The organism is Synechococcus sp. PCC 6717 (assembly GCF_022698185.1).
In the GTDB taxonomy this organism is placed as follows: domain Bacteria; phylum Cyanobacteriota; class Cyanobacteriia; order Thermosynechococcales; family Thermosynechococcaceae; genus Thermosynechococcus; species Thermosynechococcus lividus.
The window spans coordinates 16,466-41,564 of the sequence record NZ_JAKLTV010000025.1 but is presented as its reverse complement, the minus strand read 5'-3'; the positions used below and the strand labels follow the sequence as shown (position 1 = coordinate 41,564).

23 protein-coding genes are annotated in these 25,099 nt (G+C 53.5%); 14 read left to right on the top strand and 9 right to left on the bottom strand.

The genetic code is table 11. The features are described from left to right. Positions 1-41: 41 nt before the first annotated feature. From leuC to radA, 4 genes are read left to right on the top strand one after another with little or no spacing between them, the layout of a single operon-like run. The gene (gene leuC / locus L5470_RS10315) at positions 42-1,445 is read left to right on the top strand and encodes a 3-isopropylmalate dehydratase large subunit (protein ID WP_099799127.1); all 1,404 of its coding nucleotides are present in this window, start codon (positions 42-44) and stop codon (positions 1,443-1,445) included. A gap of 42 nt (positions 1,446-1,487) precedes the next feature. Continuing rightward, positions 1,488-1,808 (top strand): phasin family protein, encoded by a 321-nt coding sequence (locus L5470_RS10310; RefSeq protein ID WP_499499847.1) that lies wholly within the window; start codon positions 1,488-1,490, stop codon positions 1,806-1,808. Next, positions 1,802-2,284: an FKBP-type peptidyl-prolyl cis-trans isomerase gene (locus L5470_RS10305; protein WP_099799129.1), complete on the top strand. Its 483-nt coding sequence runs from the start codon at positions 1,802-1,804 to the stop codon at positions 2,282-2,284. The genes L5470_RS10310 and L5470_RS10305 overlap by 7 nt, the downstream gene beginning before the upstream one ends. A 12-nt stretch (positions 2,285-2,296) precedes the next feature. Beyond that, complete coding sequence (gene radA, locus L5470_RS10300; protein ID WP_499499845.1) at positions 2,297-3,679, top strand: DNA repair protein RadA; 1,383 nt, start codon at positions 2,297-2,299, stop codon at positions 3,677-3,679. A 4-nt stretch (positions 3,680-3,683) separates the two neighbouring features. On the opposite strand, the gene L5470_RS10295 is transcribed toward radA, so the two are convergent. Beyond that, entirely contained in the window at positions 3,684-5,156 is a 1,473-nt protein-coding gene (locus L5470_RS10295; RefSeq protein WP_499499843.1) for a M16 family metallopeptidase, read from the bottom strand. A gap of 211 nt (positions 5,157-5,367) precedes the next feature. Between L5470_RS10295 and L5470_RS10290 the strand changes: the two genes are divergently transcribed. The 7 genes from L5470_RS10290 (at position 5,368) to L5470_RS10260 (ending at position 11,500) form a co-directional block, all read left to right on the top strand. Continuing rightward, entirely contained in the window at positions 5,368-7,860 is a 2,493-nt protein-coding gene (locus tag L5470_RS10290) for an EAL domain-containing protein (protein WP_499499842.1), read from the top strand. 367 nt (positions 7,861-8,227) lie between these two features. Then, positions 8,228-8,650 (top strand): heavy metal-responsive transcriptional regulator, encoded by a 423-nt coding sequence (locus L5470_RS10285; RefSeq protein ID WP_099799132.1) that lies wholly within the window; start codon positions 8,228-8,230, stop codon positions 8,648-8,650. 37 nt (positions 8,651-8,687) lie between these two features. Beyond that, positions 8,688-8,927: a thioredoxin family protein gene (locus L5470_RS10280; protein ID WP_099799133.1), complete on the top strand. Its 240-nt coding sequence runs from the start codon at positions 8,688-8,690 to the stop codon at positions 8,925-8,927. Positions 8,928-9,083: 156 nt separating this feature from the next. Beyond that, positions 9,084-10,322 (top strand): permease, encoded by a 1,239-nt coding sequence (locus L5470_RS10275; protein ID WP_499499839.1) that lies wholly within the window; start codon positions 9,084-9,086, stop codon positions 10,320-10,322. Next, a complete protein-coding gene (locus L5470_RS10270; protein WP_499499877.1) occupies positions 10,313-10,423 on the top strand; it encodes a mercury resistance system transport protein MerF in 111 nt (36 codons plus the stop codon). The genes L5470_RS10275 and L5470_RS10270 overlap by 10 nt, the downstream gene beginning before the upstream one ends. Continuing rightward, a complete protein-coding gene (locus L5470_RS10265; protein WP_099799903.1) occupies positions 10,417-10,836 on the top strand; it encodes a putative iron-sulfur cluster-binding metallochaperone in 420 nt (139 codons plus the stop codon). The genes L5470_RS10270 and L5470_RS10265 overlap by 7 nt, the downstream gene beginning before the upstream one ends. 61 nt (positions 10,837-10,897) lie before the next feature. Further along, the gene (locus L5470_RS10260; RefSeq protein ID WP_227517334.1) at positions 10,898-11,500 is read left to right on the top strand and encodes a Uma2 family endonuclease; all 603 of its coding nucleotides are present in this window, start codon (positions 10,898-10,900) and stop codon (positions 11,498-11,500) included. A 20-nt stretch (positions 11,501-11,520) separates the two neighbouring features. Here the strand turns inward: L5470_RS10260 and L5470_RS10255 are convergent, their stop codons facing one another. The 5 genes from L5470_RS10255 to fbp all read right to left on the bottom strand — a co-directional run bounded on the left by L5470_RS10255 (position 11,521) and on the right by fbp (position 18,128). Next, on the bottom strand, positions 11,521-11,700 hold the full coding sequence (locus L5470_RS10255) for a hypothetical protein (RefSeq protein ID WP_099799135.1): 180 nt from the start codon (positions 11,698-11,700) through the stop codon (positions 11,521-11,523). 127 nt (positions 11,701-11,827) lie between these two features. Further along, on the bottom strand, positions 11,828-14,077 hold the full coding sequence (locus L5470_RS10250; RefSeq protein ID WP_099799136.1) for a cation:proton antiporter domain-containing protein: 2,250 nt from the start codon (positions 14,075-14,077) through the stop codon (positions 11,828-11,830). A gap of 10 nt (positions 14,078-14,087) precedes the next feature. Next, the gene (opcA, locus tag L5470_RS10245) at positions 14,088-15,434 is read right to left on the bottom strand and encodes a glucose-6-phosphate dehydrogenase assembly protein OpcA (RefSeq protein ID WP_448514680.1); all 1,347 of its coding nucleotides are present in this window, start codon (positions 15,432-15,434) and stop codon (positions 14,088-14,090) included. Positions 15,435-15,542: 108 nt separating this feature from the next. Beyond that, positions 15,543-17,072: a glucose-6-phosphate dehydrogenase gene (zwf, locus tag L5470_RS10240; RefSeq protein WP_099799137.1), complete on the bottom strand. Its 1,530-nt coding sequence runs from the start codon at positions 17,070-17,072 to the stop codon at positions 15,543-15,545. Positions 17,073-17,075: 3 nt separating this feature from the next. Then, positions 17,076-18,128, bottom strand: coding sequence for a class 1 fructose-bisphosphatase (gene fbp / locus L5470_RS10235; RefSeq protein WP_099799138.1), 1,053 nt, complete (start codon positions 18,126-18,128; stop codon positions 17,076-17,078). A gap of 394 nt (positions 18,129-18,522) precedes the next feature. Here fbp and secG point away from each other — a divergent pair, with 394 nt between their 5' ends. Together secG and L5470_RS10225 are read left to right on the top strand one after the other, a co-directional pair. Further along, positions 18,523-18,756 (top strand): preprotein translocase subunit SecG, encoded by a 234-nt coding sequence (secG, locus tag L5470_RS10230; RefSeq protein ID WP_099799139.1) that lies wholly within the window; start codon positions 18,523-18,525, stop codon positions 18,754-18,756. A 42-nt stretch (positions 18,757-18,798) separates the two neighbouring features. Continuing rightward, complete coding sequence (locus L5470_RS10225) at positions 18,799-19,083, top strand: DUF427 domain-containing protein (RefSeq protein ID WP_099799140.1); 285 nt, start codon at positions 18,799-18,801, stop codon at positions 19,081-19,083. Here the strand turns inward: L5470_RS10225 and L5470_RS10220 are convergent. The 3 genes from L5470_RS10220 to petG all read right to left on the bottom strand — a co-directional run bounded on the left by L5470_RS10220 (position 19,080) and on the right by petG (position 21,745). Continuing rightward, positions 19,080-19,988 carry a methylenetetrahydrofolate reductase gene (locus L5470_RS10220; protein WP_499499832.1) on the bottom strand — a complete coding sequence of 303 codons (909 nt, stop codon included), beginning with the start codon at positions 19,986-19,988 and terminating at the stop codon, positions 19,080-19,082. The genes L5470_RS10225 and L5470_RS10220 overlap by 4 nt on opposite strands. 62 nt (positions 19,989-20,050) lie before the next feature. Next, positions 20,051-21,388 (bottom strand): ribosome biogenesis GTPase Der, encoded by a 1,338-nt coding sequence (gene der / locus L5470_RS10215; protein ID WP_499499830.1) that lies wholly within the window; start codon positions 21,386-21,388, stop codon positions 20,051-20,053. A 243-nt stretch (positions 21,389-21,631) separates the two neighbouring features. After that, positions 21,632-21,745 carry a cytochrome b6-f complex subunit V gene (gene petG / locus L5470_RS10210; protein ID WP_099799905.1) on the bottom strand — a complete coding sequence of 38 codons (114 nt, stop codon included), beginning with the start codon at positions 21,743-21,745 and terminating at the stop codon, positions 21,632-21,634. 200 nt (positions 21,746-21,945) lie between these two features. Here petG and L5470_RS10205 point away from each other — a divergent pair, with 200 nt between their 5' ends. Continuing rightward, positions 21,946-25,089 (top strand): PAS domain-containing hybrid sensor histidine kinase/response regulator family protein, encoded by a 3,144-nt coding sequence (locus L5470_RS10205; RefSeq protein ID WP_499499828.1) that lies wholly within the window; start codon positions 21,946-21,948, stop codon positions 25,087-25,089. Positions 25,090-25,099: the final 10 nt, after the last annotated feature.

Here is a 25,099-nt window from a genome sequence, read left to right as displayed (position 1 = left end):
TAATAAAGTGATCCACATTTTTTGTTTCTCTCTTAACCCTTATGAGTCGCGGCACCCTCTTTGATAAAGTTTGGCAGCAGCACACGGTGGGCACCTTACCCTCGGGGCAGACCCAGTTGTTTATCGGCCTGCACCTCATCCACGAGGTCACCAGCCCCCAAGCCTTTGCCATGCTGCGGGAGCGAGGATTAAAGGTGTTGTACCCCCAGCGGACGGTGGCAACGGTGGATCACATTGTGCCGACGGACAGCCTCGCACGACCGTTGCAGGACGCCCTAGCAGAGGAGATGCTCCAAGCCCTTGAGGCCAACTGCCGCGAGCACGGCATTCCCTTTTTTGGCATTGGCTCCGGGCGGCAGGGGATTGTGCATGTGATTGCCCCAGAGCAGGGGTTGACCCAGCCGGGGATGACCATTGCCTGCGGGGATAGCCACACCTCAACCCACGGTGCCTTTGGGGCGATCGCCTTCGGTATTGGCACCAGTCAAGTTCGTGATGTGTTAGCCACCCAAACCTTGGCACTGAATAAGCTCAAGGTGCGCAAGGTAGAGGTCAACGGCACCCTAGCGCCTGGGGTGTATGCTAAAGATGTCATTTTGCACCTGATCCGTCACCTAGGCGTCAATGGTGGGGTAGGCTATGCCTACGAGTTTGCTGGCACCACCGTTGCCCAAATGTCGATGGAAGAGCGGATGACCGTCTGTAATATGGCCATTGAGGGGGGGGCGCGCTGCGGCTATATCAATCCCGATGAAACCACGTTTGCCTATCTCAAGGGTCGTCCCTTTGCCCCCCAAGGGGAGGCTTGGGAGACAGCGGTAGCGTGGTGGCGATCGCTGCGCACTGAGGTGGATGCCGAGTACGATGATGTGGTGGTCTTTGATGCAGCCACCATTGCCCCAACCGTCACTTGGGGGATTACTCCAGGGCAGGGGGTTGCTGTGGACGAAACCTTACCCAGCCTAGAGATGCTGCCGGAGTCAGAGCGAGGCATTGCCCAAGAAGCCTATGATTATATGGGCTTACAGCCCGGTCAGCCTATCCGTGGCACCAAAGTCGATGTCTGTTTTATTGGCAGTTGTACCAATGGTCGGATCAGCGATCTGCGGGAAGCCGCCAAAGTCCTAGAAGGACGCAAAGTCAAGCCCGGGGTCAAGGCCTTTGTGGTGCCCGGTTCTGAGCGCGTCAAAGCCCAAGCGGAAGCTGAGGGGCTAGATACCATCTTTGAAGCAGCAGGGTTTGAATGGCGTAATCCCGGCTGCTCGATGTGTTTGGCCATGAACCCCGATAAACTCCAAGGCCGGCAAGTGAGTGCCTCTTCCTCAAACCGTAACTTCAAGGGGCGGCAAGGCTCAGCCGCAGGGCGAACGCTCTTGATGAGTCCCGCGATGGTGGCAGCAGCGGCAATTACTGGGGAAGTCACCGATGTGCGCCAATTTCTCTAGGGGCAATGGCACAATACAGTATAGGCGTTGTCTGCGTGCCCCATGAACCAACAAAATTTGCTTCAGCAATTGCTTCTCATCGGTGTTGGCACCACCTCCTTGGTGGCAGAAAAGTTACGCCAAGTCAGTGATCAGTGGGTAAAGGAAGGACGGCTCAATGCCGATCAAGCCAAGGCAATGGTGGATGAAGTCCTCGCTCACCTCAAGGAGGATGCGGCCACCCTAGATGAAGCAGTTCAGCGGCAAACTCGCCAGTTCCTCGAAAGTTTGGGAGTGCCCCAACGGTCTGAACTGGATGAACTGCGCGGACGCATTGATCGCCTCGAACGAGATGTTAGGGAGTTAAAAAATCGCTCATGGTAGTTGTCCATCGTCCCCTGCGCCAACTGCTCTGTGGTATTGTCCTAGTAGTGGTATGGATGGTGATCGCGTTGCCAGCAATCGCCAGTGTGCCGCTGGAGGCATCAACGGAGGCTGCTGGACTAATGAGTGATTCTACGGTTGTCACGACCCCCTCGGGGTTACAGTACGAAGATTTAGTGGTGGGGTCGGGGGCACAACCCCAGCCGGGGAATCGGGTCACGGTTCACTATACCGGAATGCTCACCAATGGGCGTGTGTTTGATAGCTCTCACGATCGCGGTCAGCCCTTTCAGTTTCAGATTGGTGTGGGGCAAGTGATTAAAGGGTGGGATGAAGGCGTTGGCTCCATGCAGGTGGGAGGTCGTCGCCGTCTCATTATTCCGCCAGACCTCGGCTATGGTGCGCGCGGTGCCGGAGGTGTGATTCCCCCCAATGCCACTTTGATTTTTGATGTAGAACTCCTTGGCGTGCAATAGCGCGCAGATTCCATGCCCAAGGCGAAGGTACTGTACATCTGCCGCGAGTGCGGTGCCGAATCGCTGCAATATTTTGGTCGCTGTCCCAGTTGTGGTCAGTGGAATACGCTGGATGAGCAGGTGACCTCACCCCTGACGACCGAGTCGGGTACTCGGCGATCGCCCCGTCGCAGTCATCTTGCCCAGCCCCTTGCGGCCAAACCACTAGCTGCGATTGAGGAGCAGGCGCACCCCCGCTCCCTCTCTGGGTTTAGCGAGCTGGATCGTGTCTTGGGGGGGGGCATTGTTGTGGGTTCCTTAGTGCTGGTGGCGGGTGAACCCGGAATTGGCAAATCGACCCTCTTGCTGCAAATGGCGGCTCAGTTAGCCACTCGGCAGCGGGTGCTCTACGTTTGTGCCGAGGAGTCAGGGCAACAGGTAAAGTTGCGATCGCAACGTTTGGCCGTCGCTGCACCGGAATCCCTCTACTTGTTAGCAGAGACCGACCTAGAAATTATTCTCCAAGAGCTGGCTCACCTGCAACCGCAGTTAGTCATTATTGACAGTATTCAAGCGGTGTATTTACCGCAACTGACCGCTGCCCCCGGCTCTGTCTCCCAAGTGCGTGAGGGCACCGCCGCCTTAATGCGCCTCGCTAAGCGGGATCACATCAGCTTATTTATTGTTGGCCATGTCACCAAGGAAGGGGCGATCGCTGGGCCAAAGGTGTTGGAGCATTTAGTGGATACGGTACTCTACTTTGAGGGCGATCGCTTTGCCAGTCACCGCCTCGTGCGCGCCGTCAAAAATCGCTTTGGTGCCAGTCAGGAAATTGGTGTTTTTGAAATGGGTGCCCAAGGCTTAGTGGAAGTCACCAATCCCTCAGCGTTGTTTTTGGGCGATCGCGACCCCGCACCGGGCACCGCAACCATCGTGGCCTGCGAAGGCACCCGCCCCCTCGTCGTCGAACTGCAAAGCTTGGTCAGCCCCACTAGCTACCCCTCCCCCCGCCGCACTACCACTGGCATTGAATACAATCGCTTCCTGCAAATTTTAGCCGTCCTAGAAAAGCGCCTTGGGGTTCCCCTCTCTAAGCTTGATGCCTACGTGGCCACCTCAGGGGGCTTAACCGTAGCGGAAACCGCAGCGGATCTGGGCGTTGCCGTTGCAGTGGTAGCCAGCTTTCGCGATCGCTGGGTGCAGCCCCACACCGTCATCATTGGCGAAGTGGGGTTAGGCGGGCAAGTACGGGCGGTGTCTCAACTTGAGCTACGGTTGCGGGAAGCCGCGAAGCTAGGGTTTCGCCGTGCCATTATTCCCCACAGCCAACAGTGTGCGATTTCCGGTCTTGAGATGTGTCCCGTGAGCCGCGTGGCCGATGCCATTGTTGCTGCTTTGGCAGCCCCTGCGCCCTAAAGCCCTAAAATAGTCTGAACTCACTGTGGGGCAAGGCTTGAGCCTCCAACTTACGACCATTACCGACAATAAGCGTGCGCCAAGTATCTGGCGCGAGGTGTTGTTGCGCCACCCGTTGCACATCCTCGGCAGTAGCCGCTTTCACCGCTTGCTGGTAGCGAAAGATAAAATCCTTAGGGAACCCATAGTACTCGTAGCGGATTAAGCGATTAAGAATTTGCACACTATCGCGAAAATTAAACACAAAAGAGTTCAGGATCGACTCTTTGGCGTAGGCTAGCTCTGCTGCGGCAATGGGTTCGTGCTGCAGGCGTTCAATTTCCTGTCGCAGTGCCGCTAAAAACGTTGCTGTCGCAGCAGTCTGCGTTTGACCCACACCGTAGAAAACCCCTTCATAGTCAAATTCTGGTTTCCATGCTGCATAAACGCTGTAGGCCAAGCCTTGGCGCGATCGCAGTTCGTTAAACAGCCGTCCGCCAAAGCCATTGAGAACCCCATTCAAAACGTAGAGGTGAAAGACATCAGGATCCCTAAGGGTGCCCCCCAACTGACCGGTGTAAATATAACTTTGAGATAAATGAGGCCGATCAATAACAACCGTTGCGGGGGTGCGATCGACGCTAATCGTTGGCAACGGCGGCAGCGGCGGCAACTGGGGTGGGGCTTGCCACTTGCCAAAAATACGCTCTACGGTTTGTTTCATCTGGGCAGCATCAAAATCACCCGCAATCCCAAGAATGCAGCGACTGGGGGCAAGGTACGTTTGATAGAACTGCTGCACATCCTGAGGCTGAATAGCGGCTAAGGTATTGAGCTCCTGAGTGCGGGCATAGGGACTCTCAGCGCCATAGATCAGCTTGTAAAATTCCCGCTCCGCTTGGGCATTGGGTTGATCATTGCGCCGCTCAATCACACCTTGGCGACGACGAATGGCTAACTGGAAGCGCGCCGGTTCCACCGCTGGCGCTTGCAGCATTTCCGCCACTAGTGCCAAAAGGCTCTCATGGTGCTCGCGTAAACCATTGAAACTGAGGCGACCCATACTTTTGCCCACCCCTGCTTCAATGGAGGCTGCCCGATCTTCTAGCCACTGATCAATCTCCGCGGCTCGATGTTGGGTAGTGCCACCCGTCCGTAATAGGTCGCCGCTGATCTCTGCTAACCCCACTTGTGTCGGTGGATCCCAGCGACTTCCAGCCTGAAACAGTAAACTCCCCCGCACGAGTGGCCATTCATGATCCTCAAGGAGATACACCACGATGCCATTGCCCAGTCGAAACCGCTCAGTGGCGGGTAGCTGAACCGCTGGCAAGGGCGGTAATGTTAATTCAGTGTAATGTTTAGCCGTCATGGCGCTAGCTGAGTGTGTCCATAGGAGCATTAGACCCAGCACAAGTACAACAAGACAGGCCAACCCCCACCCCTGTCGCTGCCAACGGCGGCACTGGTAGCAGGTGCGAGACATGAATGGGGTCATAGGGAGCAAGCATCACGATGTGAAAGATCATCCACCGATTCTAGAGGGTGACGTGGTGGCCAAAGCGCTACTGAGAAGCGGCAATATTTTCTTGAACATCATAAAATGTCGCCACTTAAAATAGCAGTATAGTGAAGCTAGCCTGCGCTCCTACTGCCATAAATAATTTTGCGAGTTCACTTCCCGATTGCTACTATTCGAGGCTACTTGCGTGACATCTGAGACGCAAAAGTTTCGGCACCTGCTTGTCATTGAGGATCAATCGGGTCGCCGGACGGTGAATTTACAAGCCAGCACCTATACCATTGGCCGACATCCCAGTAACAAAATTGTCCTGAAGTCGGCTATGGTGTCGCGCCAGCACGCCGTCTTACTGCGAGTGTGTGATCCGAGTACAGGCCAGTATTTTTTCCGTTTAATTGATGGGGATTTACAGGGTAAACGGAGTGTCAATGGCATCACCGTCAATGGGATGCCTTGTCAGTCTCACATTCTGCAGCATCGGGATTTAATTATTTTTGGCGGGGAGGTGCGGGCACGTTACCATTGCCTTAGCAATCTCTCGGATTCGGGCTTTAATCGCTACACCCATGCCCTTGCGTTTGCCAGTATTCCCGATGGTTATGTTCCCAATGCGGCTAAGACTGCGCTGGTGGAACGCCAAATGTCTCAGTTGAGCGATGTCCAGCTTTTGCGGCTGTCGTCGTTTCCAGAGTTAAGCCCCTATCCAATTATTGAACTCTCCCCCCATGGTCATATTACCTATGTGAACCCGGCAGCCATTAGTGCATTTCCGGATTTAGAGGATACGGGCTTTGGCCATCCATTGTTGGCGTGGATCCAAGAGAACTCACGCTGTGATCAACGCTTTTTTCTGCAAGAGGTTATCGTGGGCGATCGCACCTATGAAGTAACAGTACACAGCCTGCGGGAAAGTGATCTCATTCGCTGTTATATCACCGACATTACCGAACGTAAGCGATCGGAAATGGCGCTGCGCATCAGTGAGGAGCGCTATGCCCTAGCCGCAGAGGGTGCCAATGACGGCCTTTGGGACTGGCACATTGTTGATGCGTCAATGTATTACTCGCGCCGCTGGGAGCAATTAGTGGGCGAACCCCCGGGCACCCTCAAACCTACGATTGAAGAGTGGTGGCAGCGGGTGCATCCCGACGATCGGCAGCGGGTGCAGACGGACATGCAGGAGCATTTGCTGGGGGCGCGCCCCCATTTTGAGTGTGAGTTCCGCATCAAGCATGCAGATGGCAGTTATCGCTGGATGCGATCGCGGGGTAAAGCCCTGCGTAATGAACAGGGGCAGCCCTACCGGATTGCTGGTTCAATGACCGATGTGACTGAATATCATCTCATCCAAGAGCAAATTCTCCACGATGCCCTGCACGATGCAATGACGGGGTTACCCAATCGGGTGTTGATGATGGATCGGTTGGGGCAGGCGCTGATCCAACGCATCCGTCGTCCCTATAAGCTCTTTGCAGTGCTCTTCTTGGATGTAGATCGCTTTAAGCTGATCAACGACAGTTTGGGGCATTTGGCCGGAGACCAGCTTTTGATTGCAATTGCGCAACGCTTGCTAGCCTGTGCTCGCGCTGAAGATACAGTGGCCCGCTTGGGAGGAGATGAATTTGCCATTCTGGTTACAGATTTAACGGCACCGGAGCAGGCCATTGAAATTGCTGAGCGGATTTTATTAGCTCTCGATCGCCCCTTTTTACTCGATGGTCATGAAGTGTTTACAAGCGCCAGTATTGGCATTGCCTTTCCGAGTGCCGAAAGTTCAACGGCTGAAGACCTGCTGCGGGATGCCGATACAGCAATGTACCGTGCGAAGTCCTTAGGTAAGGCTCGCTACGAAGTATTCAGCATGGCGATGCGGGCGCAGAATATTGCCCTGATGCAAACGGAGACAGAGCTGCGCCGGGCTGCGGAACGCAATGAATTTTTGGTGTATTACCAGCCGATTGTGGATTTAACGTGCCGGTGCATCGTTGGTTTTGAAACCCTCCTGCGTTGGCAGCATCCACAGCGGGGCATTGTCAGCCCGGGTGAGTTTATGACCGTTGCAGAGGAAACCGGGTTGATTTTACCCATCAGTTGGTGGGTGATGGCCGAGGCCTGTCAGCAAATGCAGCGATGGGCGGTGCAGTTTCCCCAGAGTAGGGAGTTAACGATTAGTGTGAACTTAACGGGGCGGCATTTTCAGCAGACGAACCTACTCCCCCAGTTAGAAGCGATTCTCAGTGAAACGGGATTTCCGGCTCAGCGGTTGCGGCTTGAAGTAACGGAGGGGGTCTTAATTGACAATAAGGAGATGGCGATCGCCGCGCTTAAAGAAATCCGTGCCATGGGGATTGGCCTGTACATGGATGATTTTGGTACGGGTTATTCGTCGTTGAGTTATCTGCACCGCTTCCCAATTGATACCCTGAAAATTGACCGTGCCTTTATCTCCCCCCTCGACCAAGAGGAGCAATCCCTTCGTATCGTACATACCATTATTGCCTTAGCGCAGTCGCTCCAGTTAACGGTGGTGGCAGAGGGGATTGAAACCCAAGGCCAGTATCGCGCCCTGCAAACGATGGGCTGTACCTACGGTCAAGGGTATTTCTTTGCGCGCCCGTTACCCGCTGCCAAGGTAGAGGAGTTACTGGCGCAGCAGTCGCTACAGGTACTTGCCAGTTAAGTTACACCAGCTTTGACATGCTCCCCATGCCTAAAGTCAGGGGATGCTTCTAGCCTCACAGCTTAGAATGACTGGTTCACCGACAACACTTCAAGCACAGCAGTTTCCTACGTTACCCCAGAGGTTTGTTCCCGTATGCCCTACGGTACAGCAAAAAACTACGATACTCGGTTTTTTGAGTGGTTGCATACCTTGCCACTAATACCAGTACGGCACAAAAGAAAATAATTTGGGCCTTATATCCCCATCGCTAAAGCTATGGGCTTTACGGCGTTCTTCGGTAATTTTGTCCAAAAAACCATTGACCTTATACCTAAGTCTAAGGTGTAGGATTGATGCATGGAATGGCAACGGAGTATCCGAGCCGATGTTGCAGGTAGGTGAAGTTTCTCGTCAGTTAGGGCTCAATCCTCAGACCCTTTACTTTTACGAACGGATTGGCCTGATGCCCAGTCCAAAACGAACAGCGGCAGGCTACCGGCTCTATGAGCAGTCAGATCTGGAACGGCTAGCTTTCATTTCCCATGCCAAAGCCTTGGGACTGAGCCTAGAGGAGATCAGGGAACTGTTGCTGTTACAAGATGGGCGGCAGCTTTCTTGCCAGGAAGTGTATGACCGCCTGCTCAAGAAAGTGCAACACATCGACGAGACCATCAGCCAATTGCAAACCCTGAAAGCGCAACTCAAGCCCCTTCTAGATCAATGCCAGCAGAGTTTGACACACCCCTCAACAGGGCAACAGTGTGTCGTGTTTCAACAACACCCGTTAGTGAGTCCGGCAGAGTCGTGACCCAACCCACCACTTCAGGATCAGGAGCAATTAAACCATGACACTCAAGGTTGAAATTTTAGGAACCGGTTGCAAAAAATGTCAGCAGTTAGAGGCGAATGCGAAGGAAGCGATCGCCCATCGCCAGCTAGACGCTGAGATTGCCCACATCACCGACACGATGGAAATTGTCAAACGGGGGGTGATGAAAACGCCAGCTCTGGTCGTCGATGGCAACGTGCTGAGCCAGGGCAAAGTGCTAGAAGCCAAGGATATTGAGGCGCTTTTGCCTGCGTAACGATTGCAAGTCCACAACGGATCGACATTTTATCTTCATTGACTCCATGGCTCCCCGATGGTTCGGATAGGAGGGTTGTTTATGCATTTTTGGAAATCGGAATGGAAACCCCTATTGTGGATTGTGGTAGGTTTCCTCCTGTGTTTTTACCTCCCTGTGGAACTGATTCAAAATTCAGAACGGCTGAGAAATGCTGTTTTTGAATCGTTGTACCTGGTGCGTTGGTACGCGCAAGAACACGTTCTACTGTGTCTGATTCCCGCCTTCTTTATTGCCGGCGCGATCGCCGTTTTCATTTCCCAGGATGCGGTGATGAAATACCTGGGGGCTAATGCGAATAAAGTGCTGGCCTACAGTGTGGCCTCGGTGTCCGGCACCATTCTGGCTGTCTGTTCCTGTACGGTTTTACCGCTATTTGCCGGAATTTATCGCATGGGGGCTGGTTTAGGTCCCGCCACAGCCTTTCTCTATTCGGGACCGGCCATTAACGTTTTAGCGATTATCATGACGGCCCGCATTCTGGGTCTCCAGTTGGGCATTGCAAGGGCAGTGGGGGCGATCGCCTTCAGCGTCATTATTGGGTTGCTGATGGCGTTCATTTTTCGCAAAGAAGAACTGGAGAAAATCGACGCTCAAGCAGGATTTCCCGAACCGGAAGTGGCCCGTCCACTGTGGCAAAATGCCCTGTTTTTTGCCGTGATGGTGGGGATTCTGGTCTTTGCCAACTGGGCAAAACCCACGGAAATGGTAGGCACTTGGGCCGCGATTTATGCCGCGAAGTGGTGGATTACGGGCGGATTGGCGATCGCCCTGGCAGCCATTCTCATCACCTGGTTTGGCCTCAATACGGGCAAAGTGGTTTTAATTGCTGCCGTGACGGCTGTTTTGGCCTTCCGAGTTCCGGAACAGCCAATAGTGGCCTTTGGGGCGGGCGTCATCGGGCTATCCTGGCTGACCAGCACCAATAAGGATGAAGCGGGGGAATGGTTTGCTTCCTCCTGGGACTTTGCCAAACAAATTCTGCCGCTGTTGTTGCTGGGGGTGATCGTGGCGGGTGCGTTGCTCGGTCGTCCGGGACATGAAGGCTTAATCCCGTCAGAGTGGGTAACACGGGCAGTCGGCGGCAATTCCTTGCTATCAAACTTTGTGGCGGCGTTTGCGGGCGCGTTTATGTACTTTGCTACGCTGACCGAGGTTCCGATTCTGCAAGGCTTAATTGGCAGTGGCATGGGTCAAGGCCCTGCCTTAGCCCTGTTGCTAGCAGGCCCTGCGCTGTCATTACCCAATATGCTGGTGATTCGCAGCATTATGGGGACGAAGAAGACGGTGGTGTTTGTGTCGTTGGTGGTGGTCATGGCAACCATTTCGGGAATGGTGTATGGGGCATTTTTCTAAACCCAAAGGGTTTTGGCAAGCGCTGCTTCACACCATTACTGGTTTTGATGCTGGGAGCAATCGGTTTAGGGGCTTGGATGGGTTATCAGGAGGCATGTTGATGAATTGTCCCCACGATCGCAGCCAGGGAAAACCTGTCAAAGTGCTGACATTGAAAAGCCTCCTAGTACCCCAGGCGCTCGAACGACTCAATTCTCAGGCAGACTATCAATTTTGTAGCAGCGCCAATTGTCCCATTGTCTACTTTTCAGCAGAGGGAGACACGTTCACCACCAGCGATCTGAAAGTACCTATGTTTCAAAAAGATCCCGCTAAGGAGGTGCCGGTTTGCTACTGTTTTGGCTGGACGCGCCAGCGGCTTCAACAAGATCTGGAACAGCACGGGCAAACTTTAGCGATCGCTGCCATTACCGCTCACATCCAAGCCGGACGCTGTGGGTGCGAGGTCAATAACCCCCAAGGGAGTTGCTGTCTGAAAAACGTTCGCGATTATCTGAGTGGGCGACAGGAGTAGCACTTTGGGGAATCGTTCTGGCGCTGATTGAGAATCGAGGCTTCATCTGGTTGGAAGTCAGATGACCTATGATCAATGTACGCATGGCGAGGGTTTTATGCAGTCCACCAACACCAATCCAGTCCGTTGGACAACGGCTGATCTGGCGATCTTTGACGGCGATCGCGCCAATCGCTATGAAATTATTGAGGGAGAACTGTTTGTGACCAGAGCGCCCGATTGGAAACACCAAGCCGTTTGTATCAATGTTGGAACGGTGCTCAAGCTCTGGTCTGACCAGAGTGGGCTAGGGCAAGCCGCGATCAACCCTGGTATTGTGTTTTCGGAATCAGATGCTGTGATTCCTGATGTGGTGTGGGCTAGCCATGAGCGACTGGAGCAATTACTAGATGAGGCAGGACATCTCACAGCGGCTCCCGAACTGGTGGTTGAGGTGCTGTCACCGGGGAAGACAAATGAACAACGCGACAGGGAAGCGAAGTTGAAGCTGTATTCGGTGCGGGGGGTGCTGGAATACTGGATTGTGAATGCTCAGTCCCAAAGTGTTGAAGTGTATCGCCGGGAGAATGCGGTGCTGAAGCTGGTGGCAACGCTGTATCCGCAGGATGAATTGACCAGCCCGGTTTTGCCTAGTTTTCGCTGCCTGGTGAGCCAGCTTTTCTAGCTGCAAGGCATCAGCGTCACCTATTGCCCTAACCGCAACCATCCAAAGAGGATTTGCAAAAGCCTGGCCAGCAAGACCACGGTACAGGCCATCGCCATGCCAAATACCAACGCCAACAGTAATGCCACAATGGCAGTGGTCAAACTTCCAAACAGGTCGCCGCGCCAATTGCAAAAGTGAATGGGATTGATCAAGCTCATCGAAACACCAGGACAGGAATATTGCTACTGCGCAGACTTTGGGCAGTGGTGCTGCCAATGACCAATTTGTCATGTAAGTCGCGATAACAGCTCGCTACGTCTATCAACTACGGTGGTTGTTGCGTACCTACGGCGGCAGGGGCACCGATCGCGCCGTTAGTTGATCCCCCAAACGGGTTAACTCTGTCCCTGCMCCCGCCAACAGGAGACGATCCCCAGCCATTAACTTACAGTCCGGCGCAGGCTGAGAGAGGAGGGTTCCCTCCCGGCGTAACGCACGAATGGTCACAGTGTCTGGTAAGTGCAGATCGGCAATGGTCAGATGCCGCTCATTGATTTGACTGGGCAACATCAACCACAGAAACGATGTTTCGCCCTGAGGCACACTCACAGTGCCGCTAATCAGCGATTCAAAGGCTTTTAGCTCTGAGGGCTGGCCGATGATCAACAGGCGATCGCCCGCTTCTAGGCAGGTTTCACCACTAGGATAATCTACCTCTGTGCCATCTTGACGCACAATGGCCAGCAGCGTTACGCCAGTGAGCTGACGCAGTTGGATTTCCGCCAAGCTCATTCCCCTCACCGGCGAATCATCAGGGAGCAGGTACCAGCGACTGTTCATGTCCTGTGCTGCTTGGCGCAATAACCGTGCTGTTTTATCTGGCGAGGTATCGCCCCGCAAGTTTTCATAGTGGCTTTCACGCACCTGTTGCACCTGTTGCTGGATAGCACGCTCACCCATGCCAAAGGTAAAGAACAGGTGGGCGGCTAGTTCCAAACTGGCTTCAAACTCCGGCTGCACAACTTCCCGTGCCCCCAACTGGTAGAGCAGTTCAATATCGCGATCGCTATTGGCACGGACAATGACATCCAGCTCCGGCGCAAACTCAAGGGCACGCTTCAAACACAGGCGGGTAGTCATACTATCCGGCAGAGCGATCGCCATCCCTAGGGCTGCTTCCACCCCAGCCTTTGCCAGAATCGTGGCACTGGCTGCATTCCCATAGATATAAGGCAACTCCGCAGCTTTCACCTCATTGATGACACTCTCACTTTGCTCAATCACCAGAACCGGGTACTGTTGGTTTTGCAGCAGCGTGACCAAGCTTTTACCCACTCGACCATAGCCACAGACAATCACGTGATTGCGTTGGGGCAACTCCCCTAAATCCATCCCCAAAATCTCGTCCTCCTTGAGGACTTGCCGCAACCATGGTAAGTCTAACAGCAGCGGCACCAATTTCAGCAAAAAGGGTGTAACGACCAAGGTCACCGCCGTTGTGCCCAACGTCAGAAGGTAAACTTGCTGAGACACTAACCCTAGCCCCCGCCCCGCCGTCAGCAGCACAAAAGAAAACTCCCCAATTTGCGCCAAGCCAATCCCCGCCAGCAGTGAGGTTTTCCACGTATAGCCAAAGAGCTTCACAATCGGGGTTGTAATTAAAAACTTACCGACAATCACCAAGCTCACCAATTCAATGATCAGATCCAGATGCTGCCAGAGAAAGATAGGATCAATGAGCATCCCAATTGAGGCAAAAAAGAGGGTTGTAAAAATATCCCGAATCGATTCCACGTAGTCAAGGGTTTGGTCAGCGTACTCCACCTCAGAAATCATCAAACCGGCAATAAACGCGCCAATTTCAATCGATAGACCCAAATACTCCGTAAGCAGCGCAATCCCCAGACACAGCGCCACCACCCCCAACAAAAACAATTCCCGACTTTCGGTTTTCGCCAGCAGGCGCAGCAGGGGAGGCAATAGCCAAATCCCCGCCACCACCGCTCCCACGGCAATCAGGCCAATGGTTAGCACAGCTTCTCCCACCGCCCAGCCCAACTCCTCAAGGGGCTTATCCAAGGCAGGTAACACGGCCACCATTAGCCCTACCGCCAGATCCTGCACCACTAACATCCCCAGCATAATCTGGCCTTGCAGGGATTCTAACTCGTTGCGATCCATCAAGCTGCGCAGTACCACTGCGGTTGAGGACAACGACAGCACTGCCCCCAAAAAGATTCCCTGACTGGCAGAGGTCACCCAACCCACCCCCACCGAAATCAACGTTGTAACGGCGATCGTCAGCAGAATTTGCAACGTGCCACCGCCTAAGCTAATGCCCTGTACCTTTTTAATTTCACCCAGGGAAAAGCTAACCCCCAAGGCAAAGAGCAAGAATGCGACCCCTAACTGCGCCAAGGCTTCAACTTGGGGGACTTCCCGCAGCAGCCCAAGCCCCGTTGGCCCCACCAGCATTCCAGCGAGCAGGTAGCCAAGGAGAATAGGCTGTCGTAGCAAGGCCGCCAGCACCCCACCCACCGCCGCTGCCCCCAGCACAACACCGAGGTCAATGACGAGGCGAAAGTCTTCATTCATCCAAGGGTTCCTAAGGGATCAAGTCTAACAGTTGTAAGACCGCGGCAAAGCTCTCAGTATATAGCACATCCTGCCCCCAGCGTTGCAGTTCTTGGCTCAGGAGCAGCTCAGCAGTCTGATCCGTTAAGGGAGTCACATGGTAGGTACGGCACATCTGAGCACTGCCACCCGATTCCATGCGCATGCAGCCACGTGTCTCCGAGCAAATAATCGTACAACAATCTGCCTCTGGATTGCTAGAGGTGAGTTTGAGATCAATTAAGTCCCCCAGAACCAAACCGCTGTCGCCGGTGGGAATGCCTGCTAACTCTGCTTTAATCAGCCGCTCATCTGAACCCACCAGTTCAATGTGGTAGAGGTCATAGTCGCCACTTTCGAGGGTGACGCGACGGGGTTGCCACTGTAAGCGGGACGCCAGCCACCCCAGATACATTAATGCTTGGGCAGGATTGCCTTTTTCGTAGTCAATCACGACCTGATCAATCTCCTTGACCGCTAGCCGTCGTTCCGGTGGGTCAAAGGCTTCAGCCGCTAATTCTTGCCATGCCCCCAGTCGCCGCCAGTTTAGATCGGTAATTGGCAATCCTTGCTGCAATAGGTCAGCAAGGGTACGAAATGTGCTAGTGGGCACCAGAAACTCACTAGAGTCAACAATAATCCGGCTAAATTTGGGGGCAAGGGTTTGAAACAGATCAAGGTTATGTTGCAAATCCCCTTTCCACCAGAGGAAGCGGGGTAAGTCGCGAATGACCAAGGACTGCAAGAGTGGCTCAACCCGCGCAAAGGCGGCATGGGTTCCCTTAAGGGTAATGTACTCGCAGCAGATCAGGGAACTGCGGACTTTTTTGTTAATGGGACAGTAGGCGGCCACTTGGGCGGTAATACCCGTATCGTCGCCAAGGGTTGGGCACAGGGCAATGACGCGACAGGGATTTTGACTGGCGATCGCGTCGGCAACACTGCCACCGCGCACATCCATGGCATAGCGATCCGGACGAGTCATCCCTTTAGCCGCTTGGGCAGCGTATTCTTGCTGTAGGATCTGGCGTAGCTCAGGGGACGGTCGGCCGGTAATGGGCAACCCGTAATCTTTTTGCGCCGATCGCAGGGCTGCTTGCATCCGCGGCCCCAGAATACCATCAATTGGACCGCTGTAGTAGCCCAAAGCGGCAAGAAGTTGTTGCGTATCGTCCGCTTCGTAAACAACGAGGGTAAACGTTGTAGCTCGCACTGCTGCAGGGGCATTGCCATCTCCCCCATGGCTGACCCAGATTTGGCTGAGGCTGTGTTCAATATCATCAAGGGAGACATCAACTGGATCTTGAAGGGCGACAAGGGGCGTAGATTCGCTGGACATAACTGAAGTACCTGTATTACGTCGATTCGATTGATTAAGGAGTGCCTAGGGGGTGAGCCTTTTACATGCCTATGATTTCTATGATGCGTAATTTGGCCGCCATCTATCCTACAGGCGTCGCCAGCGACGACCGTCAGCGTTAATCATCGCTTCGGCGGCATCTGGATCCCATGTCCCCGCTTCGTAGGTGGGAATTAACGCTGGATCGCTAGGCGCCTCCCAAGCGCTCAGGACGGGCATCACCACCTGCCATGCCGCTTCCACTTCATCTGCGCGGGTAAAGAGGGTTTGATCCCCAAGCATACAGTCTAGTAACAGGCGGGCGTAGGCATCAGCAGTGGCCATACCAAAGGACGCCCCATAGCTAAAGTCCATTTCCACCGTGCGCGATCGCAAGTCAGCACCGGGCATTTTGGCCTCAAAGCGTAGGGCAATGCCCTCGTTGGGCTGGATGCGCATGGTCAGGATATTCGGGTTCGTCTGGCGCGCCGCTGACTGAAAAATCAAGAGGGGGACTTGGCGAAATTGAATCGAAATTTCCGTTACCTTTTTTGCAAGGCGTTTGCCGGTGCGCAAATAAAAGGGCACCCCCTGCCAGCGCCAGTTATCAATGAGCAGCTTCAAGGCGACGTAGGTCGGGGTGGTGGAGGTGGCACTGACCCCCGGCTCTTCGCGGTAGCCCACCACGGGTTTACCCTTCATCCACCCAGCACGGTATTGCCCCCGCACCGCACAGGCATCAAGGTTATCGAGATTTGCCAGCCGAGTGGCCTGTAGCACCTTCACCTTTTCGTTGCGAAGGCTGTCGGCATCAAGGGCATTGGGGGGTTCCATCGCCGTCAGTGCGAGTAGTTGGAGCATGTGGTTTTGCACCATATCCCGCAGGGCACCAGAGGTTTCGTAGTAGCCCGCCCGGTCTTCTACACCAACGGTTTCAGCCACGGTAATCTGGACATGATCGACGTACTGCCGATTCCAAAGTGGCTCAAAAATCGCATTGGCAAAGCGAAACACCATCAGGTTTTGGACGGTTTCTTTCCCTAGGTAGTGGTCAATACGATAGACCTGCTCTTCTTTACAAACGGACTGCACCACTTGGTTGAGGGACTGGGCAGAGGTGAGATCGCGACCAAAGGGCTTTTCAATGACTAGTCGCCGCTTTTGGGGGTTGGCTAACAGCCCTGCCGCCCCAAGTTGCTGAATGCCTTCCACAAAAAAGTTAGGAGACACTGCAAGGTAAAAAACATAGTTTCCGCGGGTCTGCCGCTTTTCGTCGAGATCCGCAAGCAAGCCCTTAAGTTTGCTATAGGTGTTCGGATCGTCCATATTCCCGGCACAGTAGTAAAGCCCTTGGGCAAACTCCTGCCAGAGGGGTTCCGCTTGGATGCCGCCGCCAAATTCCTCCACTCCCTTGCGCAGGTGCTCCCGGAAATAGTCGTCACTCCAGTCCCGACGGGCAACGCCAACAACAGTGATCTCGGCAGGCAGGCGGTGTTCTAACTTGAGTTGATAAATCGAGGGAATCAGTTTGCGTTGGGTGAGGTCGCCAGTCGCGCCAAAAATCACCAAAATAAGTGGCTCTGGGGTGCGTTCTTGACGTAAGCCTACCCGCAGCGGATTTTCAAACAGCGTGACCATGAGTTAAACCTGTAGGACAGTTGTGTTGGCATCGGCTTGCTGAATAAAGGATTCCACGAGTTCTACATTCTGCTGACTGCCGATAATGAGGGGGGTGCGCATGTGCAGATGGTTGGGCACAATATCCAAAAGGGGCTGAGTGCCATTGCTGGCTTTGCCTCCCGCTTGCTCCACTAAAAAGGCAATGGGGGCAGATTCGTAGAGCAGCCGCAGTTTACCCTCGGGATTTTTCTGGGTGCCGGGATAAAGAAAAACCCCTCCCTGCATAAGAATGCGGTGGATGTCTCCCACTAAGGCACCGCTATAGCGGGCACTGTACCCCGGCTGGCGATGGACATGGCGGACATAATTGCGAATGGATTCATCCCATGCCCAGAAGTTGCCTTCGTTAACGCTATAGATGGAACCGCTGGCAGGCATTTGTAGGTTTTCAATGGCGAGGATAAATTCCCCTAGGCTGGGATCTAAGACAAACACATGGGTGCCCTTGCCAATGGAATAGACCAGCATGGTACTTGGGCCATAGAGAATGTAGCCCGCTGCAATTTGCTTGTGGCCGTTTTGGAGTAAATCTGCGGCATTGCCATCCAGATCATTCCCCTCTTGCTGGCGAATCGCAAAGATGGAGCCAACGTTGAGGTTGATATCCACGTTGGAGGAGCCATCTAAGGGATCGTACAGGAGGGTATAGCGACCGATGGGACAGTTTTCAGGAATGTAGTAGGGCGTTGCCATTTCTTCTGAGGCAAGGCGGCAGACTAAGCCACTTTGCTTGAAGACGGAAATAAATACTTCGTTGGCGTAGAGATCCATTTTCTTGACATCTTCGCCCTGAACATTCACTGCCCCTGTAAATCCGAGTACTCCCTCCATTAAGCCAGCACGGCTAAGGCGGCGGGCAATGAGCTTCCCTGCTAGGGCAATCCGATTCATGAGGGCGCTGAGGTCTTGGGCAGCAGCATCAAAACTTTGCAGTTGCTGCAAGACGTGACGAGATAGGGTACGACAATCGCGATCAAGAGTTTGTTCGTGGGTGTCGGTTGGGGATTCGGCCATGAGACCCTCCCTACGTGGAGATGCATCTAGCCCCCATCGTAAAAGTTATTTTTCAGGAGAATGTAACTCTTTAGAACAACTAAAGATTCTGTGGGCTTACGACGGCGATGGCGTGCCCTCATCCCCAACCCTTCTCCCCAAGGAGAAGGGAGCTAAGAGTCTTGTGCCCTCTCCTTTGCGAGAGGGCTAGGGTGAGGGCGGCAAAAGACTCAAACCCGAAAATCATACGTCTATTCAGCAACGCCCCAACCGTTATTTGATGATTGGTTGCCATCGGAGACGTGAGCTTCCTTAAGGGTGCCTGCACCCACTACACTGTAAGTGATGAGTTCGTCAGGCAATGTGGGCTTGGCCTTCTGTTGTGGGGGCGATCGCCCAAGTAGTGAGGTAAACCATGATTGAAACGATCGCCACGGGAATTTGGGCATTTTCGGCGCTTGGCTTAATTGTACTAGTGCTACTCCATAGTCCTAAGGGGGATGGCTTGGGGGGGATTGGCGGTCAGGCGCAGTTATTTACCAGTACCAAAAGCGCTGAGACAACCCTTAATCGTGCCACTTGGACCTTAACGGTACTGTTTATGGCCTTGACGGTTGCCCTGAGTGCAGGGTGGCTGCGGTCACCATAGCCACTAGAGTCTAGGTATTTGAGAGTTCATCGAGGGATAACCATGGCCACAGCCACGTGGAATAACGTCATTCTTGCCCAGAGCGATCGCTACGAAGTGGTGGAAGGCAACATCTATTTTCCGCCGGACGCTTTGCATCAGGAGTATTTCCAGCCCAGTGATACCCATACGGTGTGCGGCTGGAAAGGAACCGCCAGCTACTACCATGTTGTAGTAAACGGCAAGACCAATCGGGATGCGGCGTGGTACTACCCCGATCCCAAGCCAGCGGCGGCCAATATTAAGGGGTATGTGGCGTTTTGGCGGGGAGTGCAAGTCACCCGCTAGTTTGGCGAAGCTCCGCTGAGGGGAGGAATACCAGCACGATCCAAAATTTTAGGAATCAGATCCTCGCGGCGCACGGCCATCAGGTGAATGCCTTGGCACAGCGATCGCGCCTGTTGGATGTGCTCTGCCGCAATGGTGATGCCTTCATCAAGGGGGTCAGTTGCCGCTGCGAGGCGATCGATAAGATGCTGAGGGATAGAGGCACCCGGCACCGCCCGGTTAATAAACGCTGCATTCTTGGCAGACTTCAGCAGAAAAATCCCCGCTAAAATCGGTCGTTCACAGCCGGCAGCCACTTGGGTCATAAACTTTTCGAGGCGATCGAAATCCGTAATTAACTGGGTTTGGAAAAACTGCGCCCCCGCCTTTAGCTTCTTTTCAAAGCGTTGCTGCAACCCTGACCAGCTTGGGGACTGGGGATCCAACGCCGCACCTGTAAAAAACTGGCTGGCACCGTCGGGCAGCGGACGGTGCTCGCTATCCATCCCCTGATTCAGTTGCTGGATGAGGTGGAGTAACCGCACCGACTCCAGATCAAACACAGGGCGGGCGTGGGGATGATCCCCAGCTTTTACGGGATCCCCTGTCAATGCCAGCAGATTGCGAATACCGAGGGTGGCAATGCCCATTAAATCTGCCTGTAGGGCAATGCGGTTGCGATCGCGACAGGCCAGTTGGCAAATGGGTTCTAAGCCATGCTGTTGCAATAAATAGGCTGCAGCCCACGAACTCATCCGCAGTACCGCTCGGCTGCCATCGGTCACATTCACGGCGTGGACTCGCCCTCGCAGGTGTGCCGCTTGGCGCAGCATTGCTGCTGGGTTGGTGCCCTTGGGAGGACACACCTCTGCTGTAATTAAAAAATCACCCCGCTGGCAGGCAGCTTGGAAAGACGAAACAGTCAAGGGAGGCTAGACACAATGCGACTAGGCCACTATCATACCCGCAATGGGGCGCTAGGATTCCTTTAGGTTTCGACCTGCCGTGGCTTTTTACTGCGCCACAGCAGCCGAATCGGTGTGCCTTGAAAGCCGAGTTGCTTGCGTACTTGGCTTTCAATATAGCGGCGGTAGTTCTCCTTAAACAGTTTGGCATCGTTGACAAAAATGGCGATCGCTGGGGGTTGGGTGGCCACCTGGGTTGCATAATAAATTTTGCCTTGACGACCTTGGCGGGTGGCGGGGGGGCTGTGCCAGCGCAGGGCATCTTGAATCACCTCATTCACCACTGCCGTACTGACGCGGCGGCGGTGTTGCTCAACCGCTGCATCCACCGCTGTAAAAATTTTATCGAGGCGCTGCCCTGTCTTGGCGCTAATAAAGAGTGCCTCCGCCCAGTCCAAAAAGTTGAGCCGTCGGTAGAGGCGATCGCGATAGGTATTGATGGTGTAGGTATCCTTCTCAGCCACTGCATCCCACTTGTTCATAATTAGAACACAGGCCCGCCCCTGATCCGCAATGTGCCCTGCCAAGCGTTGATCCTGCTCGGTAATCTCCTCTAGGGCATCCAACACCAGCAGCACCACATCCGAGCGATGAATGGCCTTAAAGGCGCGGTGCACACTAAACATTTCCGGCCCATATGCCACACTGCTCCGCTTGCGAATTCCCGCTGTATCAATGAAGCGGTAGTACACACCGTTGCGTTCAATCACCGTATCAATGGTGTCGCGAGTGGTGCCGGAAATAGGACTCACAATGGCGCGATCGCTACCAATGAGAGCATTGAGGAGACTCGACTTACCGACATTCGGGCGACCGGCAATAGCCACTTGAATCTCCGTGGGGGTTTGGGGAGCCGTTTCTACGGGCAGATAGGTAATTAACTGATCGAGGAGATCGCCGGTACCGCTGCCGTGGATACTCGAGACCGGATAGGGTTCCCCCAGCCCTAGCGACCAAAACTCTGCCGCCTGCACCTGTCCCATCTGGCGCGATTCACACTTATTGACCGCCACCAAGATCGGCAGCGATAGTTGCCGCAACCATCTAGCAATATCATGGTCTAAGGCGGTGGGTCCGGTCTGTCCATCCACCACAAAAATTGCTGCGGTGGCTTCCTGTAGTGCCAGTTCCGCTTGCTGACGAATTAGAGGCAGAAACTCACTGTCATCGTCAAATACCAAGCCCCCCGTATCCACCACCAGAAATTCCCGATCTTGCCAAAAAACAGGGCGATAGGTGCGATCGCGCGTCACCCCCGGCGCATCATGAACAATGGCATCTCGCTCCCCCGCCAAGCGATTGACGAATGTAGATTTGCCGACATTGGGGCGACCAACAACAGCAACAATAGGTAATGACATAGCAATGACTCCACAGCCAAGAATGGGATTTTCAAGACCGTTGCGTTCATGTCTAGCCCGTACTGCTGAGGATGGTTTAGAGAGGGCATTCACGGTCAAGATAGGTGTCTGCCAAGGCAGCAAATTCGCACTAACGAAAAAAGGCGATAGGGGAGCGAGGTATTGCTGTGCTCCCCTGCACCGCCATGCACAGGATAGGATGGTTGATTAAGTCTTGAACGACGCTTGAGAGCCAGTCAGCCCCTAGAGTCCCAGCTGATTACCGCGCTTATACTGCTGGTAGGCAGCAAAAAATAAGCCTGCTAAGGTGACCGGAATTAACCCCAAAACAATCCCACACAGTAACGGCTCAATCATGATGGTTGTTTGACCTTTGCACAATACATGAACTCCATCCCTCACGATACACTAAATTTACGGGGTCTTACGGCCTACGTTAGGGAGTTAACGTATCAACTCTCTCATCTGGGAACTCTCCCCGGTGTTCTCCTACCGTCTCACCCGATGCGCTTGATCGTCGCTCCTACGGTTCTCCCTAGAGGTGTGTATCGTTCCCCATGGCTCAGCGTCCACTGTCCCAATTTCTCAAGTTTTTGTTGCCTGCAACGATCGCTCTGGTAGCCATTCTTGGGCCGATTTATCTAGCGCAGCGCAGGGATGCCATTGAAGATCTTCAACTTCGAGAAGAGGCCAAGGTTGAGCGGGGTGCCTTTACTTTAACGAATTATATAAATTTACTGATCACTGAAGTACAAATTTTAGCGGCAACCCATGACGTAAAGTATTTTTTAGCCCTCAAGCAGGGTCACGGAAGCCCCTCGGCAATAGATGCCTTAGATCACGCCCGCTCCCTACAAGCCATTGAAGATAACCTGTACAATTTTTTGCGGCAAAAGCGAATCTACGATCGCCTGTACCTATTCGATCTAACGGGACATCTTAGCCTGAATATTGCCCTGACTCATGACTTTAATCGCCGCTTAAGCAATGGCACTCTCTCACCGGAGTTACAGAAAATCTACTGGCCAGTCATTCGTCAATTAGAACGGGATGAGGCCTTTATTTCCCCGTTTGACATTGATATTGACAAAAATCAACCCCACATTGCCCCCACGCCCATTCTGTATCTGGCTGCACCGGTCTATACCCGCGATCAACAACGTGTTGGGTTTTTGGTGCTGCGATATGATGCCAACCATTTACTGCATATCCTCATGAACACTTGTCAGGGGGTGTACGGCAGTTGCCTATTAGTAAACGATCAAGGGTATTGGTTACTGGCAGAGCGCACGAGCGATGAATGGGGCTTCCGCTACCCAGAGCGGCAGGGTTCCACCGTGGGGGCTATGTTTCCAGAATTATGGCAGCGGATGCGTACTCAGACGCTTGGCCGGTTCATCAGTGATGATGGCCTCTTTGCCTTTCACCAGGTTTTACCTCTGAAAGTCAACCATTACTCGGTCAACCTGACAAATAACGGTGCGATCGCCGAGCGCGACTATCGTCTATGGGTGATTTCCCGCGTTTCCCCTCACATTCTGGCTCAGCAACTAACACCAATTCATCTACAGTTCCTATTCCTATTTATTGTTCTGTGGCTGTCAGCAGGGATCGGCATTTTTATGATTACCAGTAATCGTCATCGCCAATTCTTGCTCAATCAGCGACTTGCAGCTAGTGAGGTTCGGTTTCGTACGGTCAGTGACATGGCACCTGTAGGTATTTTCACCGCCGATGCTGAGGGCAAACTGACCTATGCTAACAAAACATTCCTGAAGATGCTGGCTGTTGAGCCAAATGAGACTGCGGCGATCGATTGGCAACAGTTTCTTCATCGGGAAGATCGGCTATCTGTTATCGCCGCTTGGCAGTATGCGATCGCCCAACAACGACCCTTCAAAAAGCAGTTTCGGCTGCTCGATAGGGATAGTCAAGTCTCTTGGGTGAATGCTCAAGCCATTCCCACCTTTGAAGAGGGGGTGTTCACCGGTTTTGTTGGCACTTGGCAAGATATTTCGCAAATGATGCAGCAGCAGCAACTGCTAGAGGCCGCCCGCCATGCTGCTGAAGACGCAAGCCGTGCCAAGAGCGAGTTTTTGGCCACTATGAGCCATGAAATTCGCACGCCTATGAATGCCATCATTGGCCTAACTGGGTTGCTGCTGGATACCCCCCTTACCCCTCAGCAACAGGAATTCTTAAATACCATTCGCCTGAGTGGTGATGCGCTACTCACCATCATTAATGATATTCTCGATTTTTCCAAAATTGAATCCGGCACACTGGAGCTAGAAGCCTATCCCTTTAACCTGCGCACCTGTGTTGAGGATGTGCTGGACTTAATGGCCAACCGTGCCTTAGAGCGGAAAGTGGAACTCATTGCCCACATTGACCCAGAGGTTCCGGTTCATGTCATTGGCGACATGGGGCGACTGCGGCAAATTCTGGTTAATTTACTCAGCAATGGTGTGAAGTTTACCGAGCATGGCAACCTTATTTTGTCTGTCAAGCCTTTCGGGCAAGGCAAGCTGGGCGATCGCTACGAGTTTTTATTTGCTATTCAAGATACGGGGGTGGGCATTACACCCCAAGGGGTACAGCGACTGTTTAAGCCCTTTAGCCAAGTGGATGCCTCGATTACCCGCCACTATGGTGGCACAGGGTTGGGGCTGGTGATCTGTCAGCGGCTGGTGGAGCGCATGCAAGGGCGTATTTGGTTGGAAAGTAAAAGTCAAGGGTCAGCCTTAGCCATAGGTGGGAATCCACCGCCTCACTATGAGTCCATTCCCATACCAGAAACGGGTTCAGTGTTTTACTTTACGGTGCAGCTTCTGCTCAACCCAAATGGGGCCAAAATTACCCCGGTGGATGGCTCTCTCCTGCAAAACCGTCGTGTGCTAATTGTGGATGATAATGCCACTAATCGACAGATTTTAGCCTTGCAAACCCGTAACTGGCAAATGCAGCCCCTTGTGGCGGAAAGCGGTGCCGCTGCCCTATCCTTACTGCAAACGAATGCTGCCATGGATGTGGCAATTTTAGATTTACAAATGCCGGAGATGGATGGCGTAACGCTGGCACGACAGATTCGCCAAGTCCATCAGCAATTACCAATTATTCTGCTGACGTCGCTAGGATGTTCCCTCAGTCTTGAAGAGACTCAACTATTTACAAGGCTGATTAGTAAACCAGTGAAACAGTCCACCCTTTACAATGTCCTCAACGACTTGTTTAGTGACTCTCCCATTCTCTCCATAGCAACACCCAAACAGTTTTCAACTCAAGCCCTCAAGGCAGATTTACCCCCCTTGCGTATCTTGGTTGCTGAAGACAATAAGGTCAACCAGATGGTGGCATTGCGTATCCTCGAAAAAATCGGCTACCGTGGCGACATTGCGGCCAACGGCCTAGAGGTGTTGGATGCGGTGAAGCGACAGCCCTATGATGTCATTTTAATGGATATGCAAATGCCGGAAATGGATGGGTTGACCGCCACGCGGGAGGTGATCCGGCTCTACGAAACCCTAGCTCAGCCGCGACCACGGATTATTGCCATGACCGCCAATGCTATGGAGAGCGATCGCCAACTCTGTTTAGAGGCTGGGATGGACGATTATGTCAGTAAACCCATCAGTCTGGAAGACCTCGTCCGCGCCCTGCGGCAGTGTACTCCCCTCGTCAACGCTACCACCGCTGGTTAGGGTGATTCCG

What these genes read in the sequence shown, in the direction of transcription:
- leuC (WP_099799127.1), top strand. Translation starts at nt 42, where the DNA reads ATGAGTCGCGGCACCCTCTTTGATAAAGTTTGGCAGCAGCACACGGTG.
- L5470_RS10310 (WP_499499847.1), top strand. Translation starts at nt 1,488, where the DNA reads ATGAACCAACAAAATTTGCTTCAGCAATTGCTTCTCATCGGTGTTGGC.
- L5470_RS10305 (WP_099799129.1), top strand. Translation starts at nt 1,802, where the DNA reads ATGGTAGTTGTCCATCGTCCCCTGCGCCAACTGCTCTGTGGTATTGTC.
- radA (WP_499499845.1), top strand. Translation starts at nt 2,297, where the DNA reads ATGCCCAAGGCGAAGGTACTGTACATCTGCCGCGAGTGCGGTGCCGAA.
- L5470_RS10295 (WP_499499843.1), bottom strand. Translation starts at nt 5,156, where the DNA reads ATGACCCCATTCATGTCTCGCACCTGCTACCAGTGCCGCCGTTGGCAG.
- L5470_RS10285 (WP_099799132.1), top strand. Translation starts at nt 8,228, where the DNA reads ATGTTGCAGGTAGGTGAAGTTTCTCGTCAGTTAGGGCTCAATCCTCAG.
- L5470_RS10280 (WP_099799133.1), top strand. Translation starts at nt 8,688, where the DNA reads ATGACACTCAAGGTTGAAATTTTAGGAACCGGTTGCAAAAAATGTCAG.
- L5470_RS10265 (WP_099799903.1), top strand. Translation starts at nt 10,417, where the DNA reads ATGTTGATGAATTGTCCCCACGATCGCAGCCAGGGAAAACCTGTCAAA.
- L5470_RS10260 (WP_227517334.1), top strand. Translation starts at nt 10,898, where the DNA reads ATGACCTATGATCAATGTACGCATGGCGAGGGTTTTATGCAGTCCACC.
- L5470_RS10255 (WP_099799135.1), bottom strand. Translation starts at nt 11,700, where the DNA reads ATGAGCTTGATCAATCCCATTCACTTTTGCAATTGGCGCGGCGACCTG.
- opcA (WP_448514680.1), bottom strand. Translation starts at nt 15,434, where the DNA reads ATGTCCAGCGAATCTACGCCCCTTGTCGCCCTTCAAGATCCAGTTGAT.
- zwf (WP_099799137.1), bottom strand. Translation starts at nt 17,072, where the DNA reads ATGGTCACGCTGTTTGAAAATCCGCTGCGGGTAGGCTTACGTCAAGAA.
- fbp (WP_099799138.1), bottom strand. Translation starts at nt 18,128, where the DNA reads ATGGCCGAATCCCCAACCGACACCCACGAACAAACTCTTGATCGCGAT.
- secG (WP_099799139.1), top strand. Translation starts at nt 18,523, where the DNA reads ATGATTGAAACGATCGCCACGGGAATTTGGGCATTTTCGGCGCTTGGC.
- L5470_RS10225 (WP_099799140.1), top strand. Translation starts at nt 18,799, where the DNA reads ATGGCCACAGCCACGTGGAATAACGTCATTCTTGCCCAGAGCGATCGC.
- der (WP_499499830.1), bottom strand. Translation starts at nt 21,388, where the DNA reads ATGTCATTACCTATTGTTGCTGTTGTTGGTCGCCCCAATGTCGGCAAA.
- petG (WP_099799905.1), bottom strand. Translation starts at nt 21,745, where the DNA reads ATGATTGAGCCGTTACTGTGTGGGATTGTTTTGGGGTTAATTCCGGTC.
- L5470_RS10205 (WP_499499828.1), top strand. Translation starts at nt 21,946, where the DNA reads ATGGCTCAGCGTCCACTGTCCCAATTTCTCAAGTTTTTGTTGCCTGCA.